We start from the raw sequence: 16446 nt of genomic DNA, 5'->3' as shown, positions 1-16446 counted from the left end.
CGCGGGCCGCCTGTCAGGTCAGAAAGGCTCTAGCGTTCCGATGCCACGGGGCAAGGAAAATCGGTCATTCTCCCGGCCGCGGGGCGGTCCGATCCCGCGCGGCGTGGCCTTTGCGCCGCGATCGCGCGTCCGTCGGCGAAGATTCGCCTCGTGGGGTCGGCGTTTGCCGGTCCGCGCGATGGAGCGCGATGCTGGTGCGCGCCGGGCTCGCGCTCGCGCACAGTTTAGGCGGTTTCGCAGCCGTTCCAAGGCGCAAACCCGCCCGTTGGGCCTTCCGAAGGCTTGACCGGACCTTCGGCACCCCGCACGCTCGCGTCAAAAGCGTAGGCGAGAGGGGCGATGCGGATCTCACGTGGCGTTGGCTCGCTCATCGTGGCGATCATGGCGGTGACCGGCTTGGCGACGGTGCCGGCCCTCGCATTCGACCCGGCGCGATGCGAACGGGTGCGCAGCGCCGACAATGCGACCCTGGCCGCGGCGCTGCGCCGGTCCGGCGCCGAATCGGACGAGGCGAAGGAGTGTTACGCGCGCGTCGCACTCTTGCGTCTGCGCCTCCTCCCGGCCGATGCGTTCGAGGGCGACACCTTTCGCGACGGCCTCGCGACCTTTTCGGGAGGCGCTTTGCCGAGCGGCCCGATTCCCGCCGCGCTTCTCGTGCGCCTTTCCGATGCGCTGACGATGGCCGAGCCCGCCGTTCACACCGACACCGTCCGCCGCCGCACGCTCGCCTTCACGCCGATGCAGGCGAACGAAATCGTCTCCCTCGCCGAGAGTGTGCGCGGGCATAAAGTGGAGGGCGGCGCGCAGCCGGCCGTCGCTCTGACGGGCGGTGCAGCGCCTGGCCTTCTCGTCGCCGTCGCCGGGGACGCGCTGCCGCCCGGCGCGGCCGATCCGGAGACGTTCGGCCGTCTTCCGAGCGGGGCGCATCTGCCCCGCAACACGCCGCAACGTCATCCGCGCGCCGATCAGCGCGTCGCGACCTTGCTGCAACGGGCCCGCGCGCTCCGCCCCGACGGATGCCTCGCCCCGTCGAGCGTTCGCGATGCCGACATCCAGCGCAACAAGGCGGACCTCGATCCGCCTCTTTGTGTGGAGCAGATGAGGGTAGAGGAGAAAGGCGTCGACTGGGCCTTCGTCTCGATCCGCAATGCCGCATTCCCGGATGGTCCCGTCTGGTATCTGCCGCACGACGACGAGAGCGAGGCGTTCGACGCGGCCGTCTATGCCGTGCGCCGCTATGGCGGCCGGTTCATCGCGGTCGCCGGCCCCGAGACGCGCGACTATGAGGGGATCGACCCCAACCGCGCCTTCACCGCCTCGCCGGACGAGGCGCGCGCGTGCGGCCTTGCCGGCGCGATGCCGGCCTATACCGGGTTCGTGATGGGCCACTTCGAGGGCGCGAAGCACATCCTGACGCTCCACAACAATTCCCGTGGCGGCGATCTCAGCGTGAAGGCCTGGGACGCGAAGTTGAAAGGGTATCCGGTGAACAGCGGGCCCTTCGCCGACTATGACCACCTCGTCTTCATCGTCGGTGAGCGGGCGATGGACGAGGACGCGGGCGCCAAGGCCGAGCGCGACATGTTTCTCGGTGCAGGCCTCAACGTCGTCCACGAGAGGGTGAGCCGGCAGAATTATGACTGCTCGCTCTCCAATTATGTGACGCGCCACGATGACCGGCCCTACTACAATATCGAGGCCGTGCACGGCTCGACGGTGCAGAAGGGCATGGTCGACGCCGTTCTCGCCAAACTCGGTTATCAGCTGGTGCCCGGAGAGTGAGCGGCCCGCTCTTGCCGCACGATTCGCCAATTGCGACCGATTCCCACCGCTGAAATCCCCCTCACGGCCCGCTGCTAAAAATTTGAGCACAATTTCCGATGGGCCTCGCGCCGGCCCTACGCTCGTGTGGACCGCTTCATTTTCGCTCATTGAAGTTGGATAAAAGCTGCGGGCATCCGCGGCCTTTGTTGTGAAAATGCTGCGGTCTCGGTGCGCGAATTATGATGTTTCTGCAATGCAGACACCTTTAAATGGGACGCTGCCTCGTGGGAGGGCATTCGCGCGAACCGGCATGGCGGGGCGCGGAAGCGGGTGCGGCGGTGCGAAACGGCCCCAATAATAACTTGACCATCGTCTCGGACCGCGACACAACTACTGACGAACAAGGACGTATTGAGCAGTATCCGACGAACGGAAACGGCTCAGAGAGTTGAGATTAAAAGTTTCTGTCCCGAGCAGTCTTGTTCGGCAGAGGCACCGTGTGTGTGCCGAGATCGAGGAAACACCCAAGGAGGGCGTTGCAGTGGCCATAAGGCCAAACCGCCCCGCAGCAAAAATAAGAAAGGCGGCCTTCGGGTCGCCTTTTTTCTTTTTTGCATATGCGAATATATTTGTGCGACTGCGAAGAGATGGCGATCGCGCCTCAATGCCATAACCAAAGCGTGTCGACCTTATGCCGCGGATCGCCTCGCCGATCGTTCGAGTGTGCAGGTGCGAAGAGATGCCCGCTCCTGAGGCGGAGTTGGGCAATAATGCGGCAATCGATCAGCCCCGCGTCTCTCTCGGGCGGGTGACGAGAGGGGCCGGTTAGCCGGCACTCGCCGATTCGGCCTGGGCGGTCTCATAGGCCTCGGAGGCGGCGAGCCATTCCTCTTCGGCCGAATCGCGCGATTCGACCCAGCGCGTCCGCTCCTGATTGATCTGCGCGGCCTTCTGCGGATCCTTGGTGTAAAGGTCCGGGTCGGCGAGCAGCGCATCGCGCTTGGCGATCTCGGCCTCCGCCTTCGCGACGGCGCGCTCGGCCGCCTGAATCGTCTTGCGTAACGGGGCGAGGGCGGCGCGCGCTTCGGCCGCCTCCCGTCGCCGGTCCTGCGCGCTCACCTTCTCGGCCGGCTTGTCGCCCGCCTCGCTGCGGGACTTGCGCGCCGCGCCGAGGATCATCGCCCGATAGGCTTCCATGTCGTCGTCATACGGCTGCACCGTTCCGTCGGCGACGAGCCACAGGCGATCGGCACAGGCCTCGACGAGATAGCGGTCGTGGCTGATCAGGATGACGGCGCCGTCATAGCCGTTGATCGCGTCGATCAGCGCGGCGCGGCTGTCGATGTCGAGGTGGTTGGTCGGCTCGTCGAGGATGAGGAGGTTCGCCCCGTTCATCGTCGCGAGGCCGAGAAGGAGCTTCGCCCGCTCGCCGCCCGACAGATCCTTGGCGGGCGTATCCATCCGCTCCGTCCCGAGGCCCATCTGGGCGACGCGGGCGCGGACCTCCGCCTCGCCGTCATAACGGCGGCGGGCGCGGACATGATCGACCGGCGATTCGCCGGGGACGAGCTCGTCGAGCTGGTGCTGGGCGAAATAGGCGATGTCCATCCGGTCGGCGCGGGTCATCGTGCCGTCCATCGGCGAAAGGCGACCGGCGAGCATCTTCGCAAGGGTCGACTTGCCGTTGCCGTTCGCCCCCAGGAGGGCGATCCGGTCATCGTCGTCGATGCGGATATTGACGCGCCGCAGAACGGCCTTGCCGTCATAGCCGAGAACCACGCGCTCGGCGGCGATGATCGGCGGCGACAATTGGCGTTTGGGGGCGGGAATGCGGATCGGCGGCGTCGATTCGTCGATCACGGGTTCGATCGCCGCCATCTTTTCGAGCCGTTTGACGCGGCTTTGCGCCTGCCGCGCCTTCGAGGCCTTGGCGCGGAAACGGTCGACGAAGGCTTGTAGCCGCGCCCGCTCCTCGGCCTGGCTCTGCGCGCGCTTGGCCATCAAGAGCGCCTTTTCGCGGCGCTGGCGCTCGAACTCGGAATAGTTGCCGCGATAGGTGACGAGCTTGCCGTTGTCGACGTGGAGGATCTGCCGGGCGACGGTGTCGAGAAGGTCGCGATCGTGGCTGATCACGATGACGGTGTGGGGATAGCGGCTGAGATAGGTCTCGAGCCACACCGTGCCCTCGAGGTCGAGATAGTTGGTCGGCTCGTCGAGAAGGAGGAGGTCCGGTTCCAGGAACAGCACGGCGGCGAGGGCGACGCGCATCCGCCAGCCGCCGGAAAAGGACGAGCAGGGCCGCTTCTGGGCCGCATCGTCGAAGCCGAGCCCGGAGAGGATCGAGGCGGCGCGCGATTCGGCGGCATAGGCGTCGATATCGGCGAGGCGGGCATGGATGTCGCCGATCCGGTGGGGATCCGTCGCGGTCTCGGCTTCGGCGAGGAGGGCGGCCCGCTCGGTGTCGGCGGCGAGCACGGTGTCGATGAGGCTCGTTTCGGTGCCGGGCGCTTCCTGGGTGACGCGGCCGATCCGCTGGCCTTCGCCGCGCACGATCTCGCCGCCTTCGGGTGAGAGATCACCGCAGATGAGGTTGAACAGCGTCGTCTTTCCGCAGCCATTGCGCCCGACGAGCCCCACATTGGACCCGGTCTGGATGATGGCTTCGGCGCCTTCGAACAGGACGCGCCCGTCGATACGGTATGTCAGATTGCGGATCGTCAGCATAAAGCGGCTTATCGGGCCGCTCGCGTTCCCACGCAAGGTGGAATGCCGTGCGAAGGCATGGAATCGTAAGTGGAATCGTATCAGGAGAGGTCATGACCGAGGACGACCTGAAACGCATCTATCGCGGCTATATCGCGTGCCTCAACGCGCGCGATTGGGATGCGCTCGGCAACTTCGTGGACGAGGCGGCGCGGCATGATGGCCGCCCGCTCGGCCTGTCGGGCTATCGCGCGATGCTGGAGGCCGACGTCGCGTCGATCCCCGATCTCGTGTTCCATATCGATCTCCTGGTCGCCGAGCCGCCGCGCATCGCGGCCCGTCTCCTGTTCGACTGCACGCCGGTGGGAACGCTGTTCGACCTGCCGGTGAACGGGCGGCGCGTGCGCTTTTCAGAAAATGTGTTCTACGAATTCGCTGGTGGACGGATTGTCGACGTTCGGTCGGTCATCGATAAAGCTGCCATCGCGGCACAACTTTCCGAATAACGCGGTGGCGATGTCGTTCGGTTCAGCGGGTGGAAATTCGCCCATATTTAGACAAATATGGAACGTTACGGACGTTAACGTTTTTGTTTTGCGGAGGTAGAAAACATGGCCCAGTTCTTTTCCGCGAAATCACAGGCGTTGTTCGACGATGTCCTCTGGCTTCCCCAGGCCGGCGCGACGACCGGGCCGACGGGGCGTCCGCCCAACTCCTACGCGATCCTTGGCCGGCAGGGTTCCGTGTTCATCGACGCAGTCTATTCCTGGACGATGGACGCCGTGGATCAGATCGCGCACGCCGGCCTTCCGCCGACGGCTTTCGTTCTCACCCATGTCGACGTCGCCGCGAAGGGCGATGCGTTCGAGACGATCCGTGAGCGCTATGGCTGTCCGATCCTCATGCATCCGGCGGACGTGTCGCGGCCGCAATCGGCCCGCGCCGGCGTCGCCTTCATGGACCCCCGACCGGACGGCGCGCTGCGCTCCTTCGGGATCGACGTGATTGAGATGCCGTTCCACACGCCGGGGTCGATCATGCTGCATTATCCAAAGAATCGCGGCGTCCTCTTCGCCGGCGATTCGGCGGTGGGGCCCGGCCCGCGCCAACCGCAGGATCCGCCCCATCTCGAACGGCCGATCGTGGACGAGGGGCTCGAAGACCCCTTCAAGGCGGAGTGGGAGACGATCCTCGCCCAGCGTCTCGTGAGCTCGATCCTGCCCTTGCACGGAACGCCCTATGTCGATCGTGGCGATCTCGGCGACATTGCCCGGCCGCTGACCGTCGGCGCGGCGATGGATCCGCGCCTCGTCGCCGAGGAGAGCGGGGACCTCGTCGCGGCGGGCGTGCGCTAAGGCGACATCCGTCTCTCGCGGCGGTGCGGTGAGGCGAAGCCCACCGCCGCGCGCTCCTCAGGCCGCCTTGCGAGCCGGTTGCCGTCCATAGTCTTTGAACGCGTCCAGAACGCGCCGCATCTCCTGATCGTCGAGGATCACCGGGGCGCCGAGCCCGCGCGCCACGACATATTGATGGGCGAGCGCCTCGATCTCACCCGCGAGCCACAGCGCCTTGGCGATCGACGGGCCGAACGCGATCTGACCGTGATTGCCGAGAAGGCAGGCGCTCCGCCCATCGAGCGCTTCGAGCATCGCGTCGGAGAGGGCTTGTGTGCCGAATTGGGCGTATCGCGCGCAGCGCACGTCGGTGCCGCCGGCGACGGCGACCATATAATGAAAAGCCGGGATCGGCTGGCGCAGGCAGGAGAGCGCCGTCGCGTGCGTCGAGTGGACGTGGACGACGGCGACGGCCTCGGAACGCTGCACATAGATGTCCCGGTGCATGCGCCACTCCGAGGAGGGGCGCCAGTCGCCGCTATATGTGCCGTCCGCCTTCACCATCACGATCTGCTCGGGCTCCATCTCGGCATAGGGGACGCCCGACGGGGTGATCAGCATCCCGCCTTTGATCCGCGCCGACACGTTCCCCGACGTGCCCTGATTGAGCCCCGTCGCGTTCATTTCGAGACAGGCGGCGATGATCTCGCGGCGCAATGCGAGGTTCGTGAGGCGCGCCATCTCAGGCCGCCGCCGCCGCGCGTTCGGCAAACAGCCTCGCGATCGCCTCCCGGTCCGCCGCGACGATGCCCTTTTCGGTGATGAGGCCCGTGACGAGGCGGGCCGGGGTGACGTCGAAGGCGTAATTCACCACGGGCGAGCCGTCCGGCGTGACGCGCACGGTCGTGATCTCGCCGGACGGGGTTCGGCCCCAGACATCGGTGATTTCCTCCCCGCCGCGCTCCTCGATCGGAATGTCGAAGCCGGAGGTGAGGGTAAAGTCGATCGTCGGCGAGGGCAGCGCGACATAGAAGGGGACGCCGTTATCATGCGCGGCGAGCGCCTTCAGATAGGTGCCGATCTTGTTGCACACGTCGCCGTTCGCGGTCGTCCTGTCGGTGCCGACGATCACGAGATCGACCATGCCGTGCTGCATCAGATGGCCGCCAGTATTGTCGACCACGACCGCGTGCGGAACGCCGTGATTGTTGAGCTCCCACGCGGTGAGGGCAGCGCCCTGGTTGCGCGGCCGCGTCTCGTCGACCCAGACATGAAGCGGAATGCCGTCCTCGAAGGCGTGATAGATCGGCGAGGTCGCGGTGCCCCAGTCGACCGTCGCGAGCCAGCCGGCATTGCAATGGGTGAGGATGTTGACCGGCGCGCCGTTCTTTCGCGCGGCGATCTCGCGGATCAAGGACAGCCCGTTGAGGCCGATCTGGCGGCAGATTTCGACATCCTCGTCGGCGATCGCCCCGGCGCGCGACCAGGCTGCCGCCTCCCGTGCCGCTTCGGGGAGCGGGGCGAGGGTCTTCATCATCTCGTCGAGCGCCCAGCGCAGGTTCACCGCCGTTGGGCGCGTCGCGTGGAGTGTCTCGTATGCCGCCGCGAGGCGGGCATCGGACGCATCGCCGTGAATGGCGAGGGCGAGGCCATAGGCGGCCGTCGCGCCGATGAGGGGCGCGCCCCGCACCAGCATCGCCTTGATCGCATGCGCCGCCTCGTCGAGATCGGTGAGCGAGACGGTGACGAATTCGTGCGGCAGGCGGGTCTGGTCGATGATCCCGACCCGCCCGGGCCCCGCGCCCGGCATCTCGTCCACCCAGATGGTGCGGGTCGGCTTGCCGTTGACCTTCATTTCACCTCTCCCAAAATCCCCTTCGCCTCGACGATCGCACAGGCGACGCTTCCGATCCGCTCCCGGTCTACGACGAGGCGGCGGGCGAGCGCGAGGGCGCGCCGTTCACATCCGGCGCGAACGGTGGCGGGTTCGATCGTTTCGAGATCGGCGACGCCGGCCAGCCCCAGAATGCGCCGCGCCATCTTCGCGCCCGCGAAGCCGAGCGTGTCGGCCTCGAGGCGGACGAGGAAGCGGGCGAGGGCGGCCTCGCTCGCGTCGGTCTGGTCCTGCGCCTCATAAAGGGTCGGAGGGTAGGCATCGCCGGTCCGCTCCGTGCGCCACAATTCGGCGAAGCGCGAGGCGAAGGTGTCCCACAATCGGGCGATCGCGGTGAGGAGCCAGGCTTGATAGGGGCCGGGATCGGGCCCGCGTCCATCCTGCGAATAATATGACAAAAAGAGGTTCGCGATCGCCGCGCCGAGATCGAACCCCATCGGCCCGTAAAAGGCGAATTCGGGATCGATGACGCGGATATCCTCCCCGGTGGCCGCCTTCGCGACCATCACCGAGCCGGTGTGCGCGTCGCCGTGAACGAGCGCCTCGGCCCGCGTCAGGAACATATATTTCAGCTCCTGGATCGCTATCTTCCACTCCGCATCCGCCCGGATCGCGGCGACGGTTGCGTCGAGCTCGGGGCTCGTCCAGCGGTTCAGCGGGTGGTCGCGATAAGGATCGGTGAAGACGAGATCCTCGGTGATCTTGCAGAGCGCGGTGTTGCCGCTGAAGAGGGCGATCTCGCGCTTCTTCGTCTCCGCCGACAGCGACAGGTCCGACGAGCGGAACAGCGTCTCGGCGAGGAAGCGCCCCATGATGGGCGCCGCCGTCTCGTGCCGCTCGCGCGCCATCAGCGCTTTGCGCCAGATGATGTGCGGGGCGAGATTTTCCATCACCACGAGGGCTTGCGGCCCGTCAAAATGGAGGATTTCCGGCACGTGGCCGCTGCGTTCGGCCTGCCGCACGAGGGCGGAATATTCATAGAAGGAGCGGGCGAGGGGCAGCGGCCAGCTCTCTCCGACGAGGCGCACATAGGGAAGCGCCTGTTTTACGCAGACCGAGCCGGCCGGCCCCTCGACGATATAGACGAAATTGAGATTGCCGTCGCCGACCTCGCGGACCGACCAGTCATCTGGCGTTCCACCGAGCCGCGCGGCGATCCCGTCATAATGCGCGAGGCGCGGCGGGACGGTTTCGAGCGAGAGCGGCACATAGTCCGAGTAATCCGGCACGCTATCGGCCGATCGTCGGTCATGGCGCGATCGTGCGATCTCCACTCCGTCCATGGCGTTTCCTCACCTGTTGTCGTGTCGCGCTTTTTGCCGAGTGTGACGCGCGTCGGGTGGGGCGACAAGGCGGGTCGGGTGTCGGGGCGGGGTGGCGGGCTGCGCAAACAAAAACGGGCGCGCCGATGGCGCGCCCGCTTCGTGCTCCGAGGAGCGCGCTTATTCGGCCGGTTCGGCCTGCGTCTCGCGCGACGGGGTCGCGGGGATCGCAGCCGGACGGCGAAGCTGGGCGACGTCGCGCACCGCGCCGCGGGCGGCGCTCGTGGTCAGCGCGGCGTAGGCCTGCAGCGCGGTCGTCACCTTGCGCTTGCGCGGGCTTGCGGGGTGCCATGCATCGGCGCCACGGGCTTCCTGGTCGGCGCGGCGCTTGGCGATTTCGACATCGGCGACCGCGAGATTGATCGAGCGGTTGGGGATGTCGATCTCGATCGTGTCGCCGTCCTGGACGAGGCCCATCGTGCCCCCTTCCGCCGCTTCCGGCGACGCATGGCCGATCGAAAGGCCCGAGGAGCCGCCGGAGAAGCGGCCGTCGGTGACGAGCGCGCAAGCTTTGCCGAGACCCATCGATTTCAGATAGCTCGTCGGGTAGAGCATTTCCTGCATGCCGGGCCCACCCTTCGGCCCCTCATAGCGGATGACGACGACGTCGCCCGCCTTCACCTGGCCGCCGAGGATCCCCGCAACCGCAGCGTCCTGGCTCTCGAAGACGCAGGCCGGGCCGGTGAATTTCAGGATGCTTTCATCGACGCCCGCCGTCTTCACGATGCACCCGTCCTCGGCGAGGTTGCCATAGAGAACGGCCAGACCGCCATCGGGGCTGTAGGCGTGCGCCTTGTCGCGGACGCAGCCTTTCTCGCGGTCGATATCGAGGCTGTCATAACGCTCGGACTGGCTGAAGGCGGTCTGCGTCGGCACGCCGCCGGGGCCGGCACGGAAGAAGGTCTGGACCTCTTCCGACGGGTTGCGCGCGATGTCCCAGGTCTCGAGCGCCTCGCCGATGGTGGGGGCGTGGATCGTCGGCAGGTCGCGGTGGATGAGGCCCGCCCGGTCGAGCTCGCCGAGGATCGCCATGATGCCGCCGGCGCGGTGGACGTCCTCCATGTGGACGTTCGCGATGTTCGGCGCGACCTTGCACAAGCACGGCACGTGGCGCGACAGACGGTCGATGTCGGCCATCGTGAAGTCGACTTCCGCCTCGTGCGCGGCGGCGAGGAGATGGAGAACGGTGTTCGTCGACCCGCCCATGGCAAGGTCCACCGTCATCGCGTTCTCGAACCCTTTGAAGGTCGCGATCGACCGCGGCAGCACGGACGCGTCGTCGCCTTCATAATAGCGCTTGGCGAGGGCGACGACCGTGTGGCCGGCTTCCTCGAAGAGGCGCTGACGGTCGGAGTGGGTGGCAAGCGTGGAGCCGTTGCCGGGCAGGGAGAGGCCGAGCGCCTCGGTGAGGCAGTTCATCGAGTTCGCGGTGAACATGCCCGAGCAGGAGCCGCAGGTCGGGCAGGCCGAACGCTCGATCGTCGCGACATCCTCGTCGCTGATCTTCTGGTCGGCGGCGGCGATCATCGCGTCGACGAGGTCGAGCTTTTTCGTCCCGGACTTGAGGACCACCTTGCCGGCTTCCATCGGGCCGCCGGAGACGAACACCGTCGGGACGTTGAGGCGCAGCGCGGCGAGGAGCATGCCGGGCGTGATCTTGTCGCAATTGGAGATGCACACCAGCGCGTCGGCGCAGTGGGCGTTCACCATGTATTCGACGCTGTCGGCGATCAGCTCGCGCGAGGGGAGGCTGTAGAGCATCCCGTCATGGCCCATGGCGATGCCGTCATCGACCGCGATGGTGTCGAATTCCTTGGCGACGCCGCCGGCCTTCTCGATCTCGCGCGCGACGAGCTGGCCGAGATCCTTCAGATGCACGTGGCCGGGCACGAACTGGGTGAACGAGTTCGCAATGGCGATGATCGGCTTGCCGAAGTCTCCGTCGCGCATTCCGGTCGCGCGCCAGAGGCCCCGCGCGCCGGCCATGTTGCGGCCGTGTGTCGTGGTGCGAGAGCGATAGGTTGGCATGAGATCATCCTGACATCTTACAAGGGCCCACATAGCAAACACGGGCCGCCCATTGAAGCGTCAACTTGCCTTTTCGATCATCGTCTCTTTGCTGCGTTGCAACATCAACGGAGCGGACACGAGACAGGTCGATGACGTTTTTCTGCGGGCGGCGCGGCCACACGCGGGGCCTCGAGCCGTTCGCGGGGGCGTCACAGCACCGCCCGCGTCCTCAATTTAGAATGCGACGAACGCAAAATCCACCGCGCTCCGCCCGCCCGCGACGTCAGGGCAGAAGAAAACGCAACGGAACGCCGTCCTTTGCCGTCACCGTCTTGATGACGACGTAGCTGAAATATTTCTCGACCCCGAGATTCCGATCGAGAATCGCTTCGATGATCTCCTGATAATGCGCCACATTCCGCGCGACGAATTTCAGGAGATAATCGTAACCGCCGCTCACCACATGGCATTCGACGACCGCCTCCACGCGGCGGATCTCCGCCTCGAAGCGCACGAAATCCTCGCGCTTGTGATCGGCGAGCGTCACCTCGGTGAAGACTATGATGTGGTCGGCGAGCTTCGCCCATGCAAGCTCGGCCCGGTAGCCGGCGATATAGCCGGCCGCCTCGAGGCGTTTGACACGGGTGAGGCACGGGCTCGGCGAGAGGCCCACCGTCGCGGCGAGCGCGATGTTCGACATCTTGCCGCTGCGCTGGAGCGTTGCGAGGATGGCGATGTCGATCCGGTCGAGCTTCACCGGGCCCATGGCGATCAGCCGCGCAAGGCTTCCTGATGGGCCTTGGCGAGATCGGCCATCGAGTTGAAGCGGAAATCGTAGCTCGGCATCTCGCCGGGGTTCATCGTCGCGCCGAAGCCTTCCTGGTCGTAGCGGCGATAGATCCAGCAGTTGGCGAGGCCGTACCGGTTCGCCGGCTGATGGTCGTGGAACATGCTTTCCGCCGTGTGGAGGATGTCCGCCTTCTCGATCCCGATCGTGGCGAGCTTTTCGAGCATATACTCGAAATTGCGGTCGGAGGGCTTATAGGAGCCGACATCCTCGGCGGTATAGATCGCGTCGAACTCGACGCCGAGACGCGTGTTGCTCGCCGCGAAGCCGCGATTGTCGACGTTCGACAGGATCACGAGCTTGTAGTGCTTTTTCAGATATTGAAGCGCGCCGGCTGTGTCGGGGAAGGCGGGCCAATCCTTCACGCTGTCGCCATAGGCCTCGCACGCCTCGATCGAGGCGGTGAGGCCCCATTCCTCGGCGAGGCGCTTGTAAACGGTCGCGAGGAGATCTGAATATTTCTTCGCCGGGGTCCAGCGTTGCTGGCTCGATTCGTGGCGGGCGTGCGCTTCGAGGATCTGATCGCGCGTCGGCGGGGAGGCGAGGCGCGAGGTCAGCGGCTTCAGCCCCTCGATCATGCCGGTCTCCCAGTCGATCAGGGTGCCGTAGCAGTCGAAGGTCAGCGCTTTATAATCGGTGAGGTTCACGTCGCTCGCTCCTTGCGGATGGGGCCGATCGGGGGCGCTCGGCATAATCTGCCGTGCGGGCCGGTGTGGTGTGGCCGAAGTCTTGCAGGTGTCGTGTCGGTGTCTTGCGGGCATTGTCGTCGTTCGCACCGCCATTGTGCGTCTTTGCGAACATTGTCGTCCGCATCTCATGCCGAAGTTGGCGCTGTCACGGCATAATCTGCTGTCTCCCCATCATCGGCAAGCCGGCGGCGCGCGGTGAGGGACGCTTGCGGCGGGGCGGCTCGCGAGGACAGGATGGCTGCGGAGCGGGATGCGGGCGGGCCGGGCGGCAACCGGTGCGGTTGATCCCGGCGCGGCAGAACAGAGAGAGGGAGCGTTGCGATGGCTGAGTTCGATCTTGTGGTGCGCGGCGGAACGGTCGGCACCGCCTACGACCTCTTCGAGGCCGATATCGGCATCGTCGACGGCAAGATCGACGCGATCGGCCGCAATCTCGCCAGGGGCAAGGAGGAGGTCGACGCCAAGGGCAAGCTCGTCTTGCCGGGCGGCATCGACAGCCATTGCCATATCGAGGAGATGAGCCCCGGCGGCGGCGTCCAGGAGGAAAGCTTCGCGTCGGGCTCAGCCGCGGCCCTTGCGGGGGGCACGACCTCGTTCATCTGCTTCCTTCAGCAGTGGAAGGGCCACACGCTCACCGAGAGCGCGCCCGGTTATGCCGAGCGGGCCCGCCAGTCGCGCGCCGACTATTCGTTCCATCAGATCATCACCGATCCGATGCCGGAGGTCCTCGAAAAGGAGGTGCCCGCGCTCATCGCGAAGGGGGTGCGCAGCCTCAAGGTCTTCCTCACCTACGATCCGCTGCAGCTCACCGACGCCCAATATCTCGAAGTCCTCGCGACGGCGCGCCGGCATGGTGCGATGGTGACGGTCCATTGCGAGAATTTCGACGCGATCTCGTGGCGTATCGAAAAGCTCCTCGCCGCCGGCCTCACCGATCCCTTGCAGCACGCCTGGGCGCGCCCGCCCCTCGTGGAGCGGGAGGCGACGCACCGGGCGATCGCGCTCGCCGAGCTCGTCGACCAGCCGATCCAGGTCTTCCACGTCTCCTGCGAGGAGGCGGCCGGCGAGGTCGCGCGCGCCAAGGCCCGCGGCCTCAAGGTTTGGGGCGAGACGTGCCCGCAATATCTGACGCTCTCGCACGAGGATCTCGATCAACCCGATTTCGGCGGCGCGAAGGCGGTCTGCTCGCCGGCGCTGCGGGAGAAGGGGGAGAGCGAACGGGTGTGGGCGCGCATCAAAGACGGCACGCTCGACATCGTCACCTCCGACCATTGCGGCTTTTCCTTCGCGACGGCGAAGCGCAATCCGGGATCGAGCGGCTACGGCCAAGGCGGCGCGGTGCAGCGGGCCGACGGAATGCCGGCCTTCAACGCGATCCCGAACGGTATGCCGGGGATCGAGACGCGCCTTCCGGTCCTCTTCTCCGAGGGGGTGAGCAAGGGCCGGATCTCGATCAACGCGTTCGTGCGCATCACCTCCGCCAACGCGGCCCGTCTCTTCGGCCTGCAGGGCCGCAAGGGGACGATCGCCCCGGGTGCGGACGCCGATCTCGTGGTGTGGGATCCACAGATGGAGCGCAAGGTCGAGGTCGCGCGGATGCACCAGGCGATCGACTATACGCCCTGGGAGGGGCTCGACGTGAAGGGCTGGCCCGTCGTCACCATCCGCCGCGGCGAGATCGCGGTGCGCGACAATGAGGTGATCGCCGCACCAGGATCGGGCTCGTTTTTGCCGCGCGGCCCCTACGACGTCATCAAGCCGACCGGCACCGTGCCCGACGGGTTCGACGCCGCGTCCGTGACGTAGCAGGACGCACTGGAAGGCGACGCCGCGAGCCCCTAAGACTCGTGGCGGCGTCCGGTCCGGCTCGGGCGCCGCGACCCCGTGAGGTGAACCGCCGTGAATGACGATCCCTATGCGCTCCTCGGCGTCGCGAAGACCGCGTCGCAGGAGGAGATCCGCAAGGCCTACCGAAAACTTGCCAAGACGCTGCACCCCGATCTCAATCCGGGCGACAGCGCCGCCGAGGAGCGCTTCAAAGCGGTCTCGTCGGCCTACAGCCTCCTCAGCGACGAGGAGCAGCGCGGCCGCTTCGACCGCGGCGAGATCGACGCGTCGGGCGCCGAACGTGCACCCCAGCACGATTTTTACCGCCATTATGCCGACGCCGACCATGGCGGGCGCTATTCGACCTCGGCCGGCTATGAGGATTTCGCCGATGCGTCGGACATCTTCGCCGACCTCTTCGGCGAAGCGTGGCGCGGTGGTGGTGGCGGTGGCGGCGAGCGCCGCTTCAAGATGCGCGGCCAGAACGCACGCTATCACCTCGAGGTCGACTTTCTCGACGCGGTGAAGGGCGCGACGCGCCGCCTCACGCTGCCCGACGGCAGCGCCCTCGACGTGACGATCCCCGCCGGCATCGAGGACGGCGGCACGATGCGCCTCAAAGGCAAGGGCGGGCCGGGTATCGGCGGCGGTCCTCCGGGCGATGCGCTGATCGAGATTGGGGTGCTGCCGCACCCGTTTTATAAGCGGGAGGGGGACGACATCGTGATCGAACTGCCGATCACGATCGACGAGGCGGTGCTCGGCGGCAAGGTCGAGGTGCCGACGATCGGGGGCGCGGTGAAGATGACCGTGCCGAAGGGCGCGTCGAGCGGCGACACGCTGCGCCTGCGCGGCCGGGGTGTTGCCGCGAAGGGGCGGGCCGCCGGCAATCAGCGCGTCGTTCTCAAGGTGGTGATGCCCGAACGGGTCGATCCCGATCTCGAGGCCTTCATGGAGGACTGGCGCAAGACCCACGCCTACGACCCCCGCCGCACGATGAGGATGGCGTCATGATGCGATGGACCGAGACCGAGATCGTCGCCGAGGTGCGCACGATCACCTTGCAGCGCCTCAGGGTCATGGTGAGCCATGGCTGGGTGACACCGGCCACCGGCGCGAACGGGCCGACCTTCGATTCGCTCGACGTGGCGCGCGTGCGTCTGCTCTCGCAGCTCGGCGAGGACATGGAAGTCGCCGACGAGGCAATGCCGATGGTGCTGTCGCTGATCGATCAGGTCTATGGGCTGAGGCGCGAATTGAAGGCGCTCGGCGGGGCGATCGAAACCCAGCCGGAGAAGGTGAAGGCCGACATCCGAGCGGCCTATCACGCGCGCCGCGAGGACTGAGCCGGGGCGCCGGCCGCCGGCCGCTGGCGGCGGTCAGGCCTCCGGCGGCTGACCTTCGCGCGGCTGCGTCTCGCCGATGACGGGCGCGGCGAGCGATTCGAGGATCGGGCAGTGCGGGCGGTCGTCGCCATGACAGTTGCGGGCGAGATGGTCGAGCGTGTCGGCCATCTCCTTCAATTCGGCGATCCGCGTGTTGAGATCGGCGATATGCTTCATCGCGAGGGCCTTCACGTCCGAGCTCGCGCGGCTGCGGTCGCGCCACAGCGCGAGGAGGGCGCGGATCTCCTCCACGGAAAAACCGAGATTGCGCGCGCGGCGAATGAAGGAGAGCGTGTTGACCTCCGCCTCGGAATAACGGCGATAGCCGGCCGCGGTGCGCGCCGGCTTCTCGATCAAGCCGATGTCCTCATAATATCGGATCATCTTCGCAGAGACGCCGGACGCCTCAGCCGCACGGCCGATATTCATGTGCCTTCTCCCTGCTCCGCTCCCACTGCGCCCATCCGGCGGATTTCGGCGACAGCGATTGCCTGCATGTGGGACGACCCCCACGCCCGTCGACCGCAATATTATAGGTGAGCGCCAAAAAATCTGCCTTATGGCCAACGGCGGTCGCGGGGCCGGGGAGACGATCGGCAATCCGTCATGCGCGCCGGACGGGGCGCGGAGGCCTTGACCTTCCTACCGTTGGAAGCCCCATATCCTGGACC

14 protein-coding genes are annotated in these 16446 nt (G+C 66.5%); 6 read left to right on the top strand and 8 right to left on the bottom strand.

The window, feature by feature from the left end:
* Positions 1–339 precede the first annotated feature (339 nt).
* The gene (locus L1787_RS14550) at positions 340–1782 is read left to right on the top strand and encodes a serine/threonine-protein kinase (RefSeq protein ID WP_235709559.1); all 1443 of its coding nucleotides are present in this window, start codon (positions 340–342) and stop codon (positions 1780–1782) included.
* 807 nt (positions 1783–2589) lie between these two features.
* On the opposite strand, the gene L1787_RS14545 is transcribed toward L1787_RS14550, so the two are convergent.
* Positions 2590–4488, bottom strand: coding sequence for an ABC-F family ATP-binding cassette domain-containing protein (locus L1787_RS14545; protein ID WP_235709558.1), 1899 nt, complete (start codon positions 4486–4488; stop codon positions 2590–2592).
* A gap of 92 nt (positions 4489–4580) precedes the next feature.
* On the opposite strand from L1787_RS14545, the gene L1787_RS14540 reads away from it, so the two are divergent.
* Both L1787_RS14540 and L1787_RS14535 read left to right on the top strand, forming a co-directional pair.
* Complete coding sequence (locus L1787_RS14540) at positions 4581–4973, top strand: ester cyclase (protein WP_235709557.1); 393 nt, start codon at positions 4581–4583, stop codon at positions 4971–4973.
* Positions 4974–5078: 105 nt separating this feature from the next.
* On the top strand, positions 5079–5822 hold the full coding sequence (locus L1787_RS14535; RefSeq protein ID WP_235709556.1) for an MBL fold metallo-hydrolase: 744 nt from the start codon (positions 5079–5081) through the stop codon (positions 5820–5822).
* A 57-nt stretch (positions 5823–5879) separates the two neighbouring features.
* Here L1787_RS14535 and L1787_RS14530 read toward each other — a convergent pair whose 3' ends face one another.
* From L1787_RS14530 to L1787_RS14505, 6 genes are all read right to left on the bottom strand, one after another.
* Positions 5880–6542 carry a class II aldolase/adducin family protein gene (locus tag L1787_RS14530; protein WP_235709555.1) on the bottom strand — a complete coding sequence of 221 codons (663 nt, stop codon included), beginning with the start codon at positions 6540–6542 and terminating at the stop codon, positions 5880–5882.
* 1 nt (position 6543) lies between these two features.
* Positions 6544–7656, bottom strand: coding sequence for an S-methyl-5-thioribose-1-phosphate isomerase (gene mtnA / locus L1787_RS14525; RefSeq protein ID WP_235709554.1), 1113 nt, complete (start codon positions 7654–7656; stop codon positions 6544–6546).
* Positions 7653–8978, bottom strand: coding sequence for an S-methyl-5-thioribose kinase (gene mtnK / locus L1787_RS14520; protein WP_235709553.1), 1326 nt, complete (start codon positions 8976–8978; stop codon positions 7653–7655). Before mtnK ends, mtnA begins: the two co-directional genes overlap by 4 nt.
* Before the next feature lie 159 nt (positions 8979–9137).
* Entirely contained in the window at positions 9138–11045 is a 1908-nt protein-coding gene (gene ilvD, locus L1787_RS14515; protein WP_235709552.1) for a dihydroxy-acid dehydratase, read from the bottom strand.
* Positions 11046–11310: 265 nt separating this feature from the next.
* A complete protein-coding gene (locus tag L1787_RS14510) occupies positions 11311–11784 on the bottom strand; it encodes an Lrp/AsnC family transcriptional regulator (RefSeq protein WP_235710046.1) in 474 nt (157 codons plus the stop codon).
* A 14-nt stretch (positions 11785–11798) separates the two neighbouring features.
* Positions 11799–12521 carry a haloacid dehalogenase type II gene (locus tag L1787_RS14505; protein WP_235709551.1) on the bottom strand — a complete coding sequence of 241 codons (723 nt, stop codon included), beginning with the start codon at positions 12519–12521 and terminating at the stop codon, positions 11799–11801.
* Positions 12522–12884: 363 nt separating this feature from the next.
* Between L1787_RS14505 and hydA the strand changes: the two genes are divergently transcribed.
* The 3 genes from hydA to L1787_RS14490 all read left to right on the top strand — a co-directional run bounded on the left by hydA (position 12885) and on the right by L1787_RS14490 (position 15736).
* Positions 12885–14369, top strand: a complete 1485-nt coding sequence (hydA, locus tag L1787_RS14500; protein WP_235709550.1) for a dihydropyrimidinase — start codon at positions 12885–12887, stop codon at positions 14367–14369.
* Between the two features lie 93 nt (positions 14370–14462).
* Positions 14463–15404, top strand: coding sequence for a DnaJ C-terminal domain-containing protein (locus L1787_RS14495; protein ID WP_235709549.1), 942 nt, complete (start codon positions 14463–14465; stop codon positions 15402–15404).
* A complete protein-coding gene (locus L1787_RS14490) occupies positions 15401–15736 on the top strand; it encodes a chaperone modulator CbpM (protein WP_235709548.1) in 336 nt (111 codons plus the stop codon). Before L1787_RS14495 ends, L1787_RS14490 begins: the two co-directional genes overlap by 4 nt.
* A 33-nt stretch (positions 15737–15769) precedes the next feature.
* Here the strand turns inward: L1787_RS14490 and cueR are convergent, their stop codons facing one another.
* The gene (cueR, locus tag L1787_RS14485) at positions 15770–16204 is read right to left on the bottom strand and encodes a Cu(I)-responsive transcriptional regulator (RefSeq protein ID WP_235709547.1); all 435 of its coding nucleotides are present in this window, start codon (positions 16202–16204) and stop codon (positions 15770–15772) included.
* Positions 16205–16446 lie beyond the last annotated feature (242 nt).

This window comes from Acuticoccus kalidii, assembly GCF_021556395.1.
GTDB classification, from domain to species: Bacteria; Pseudomonadota; Alphaproteobacteria; order Rhizobiales; family Amorphaceae; genus Acuticoccus; species Acuticoccus kalidii.
The sequence above is the reverse complement of the archived record's forward strand: the minus strand, read 5'-3'. Positions and strand labels throughout refer to the sequence as shown.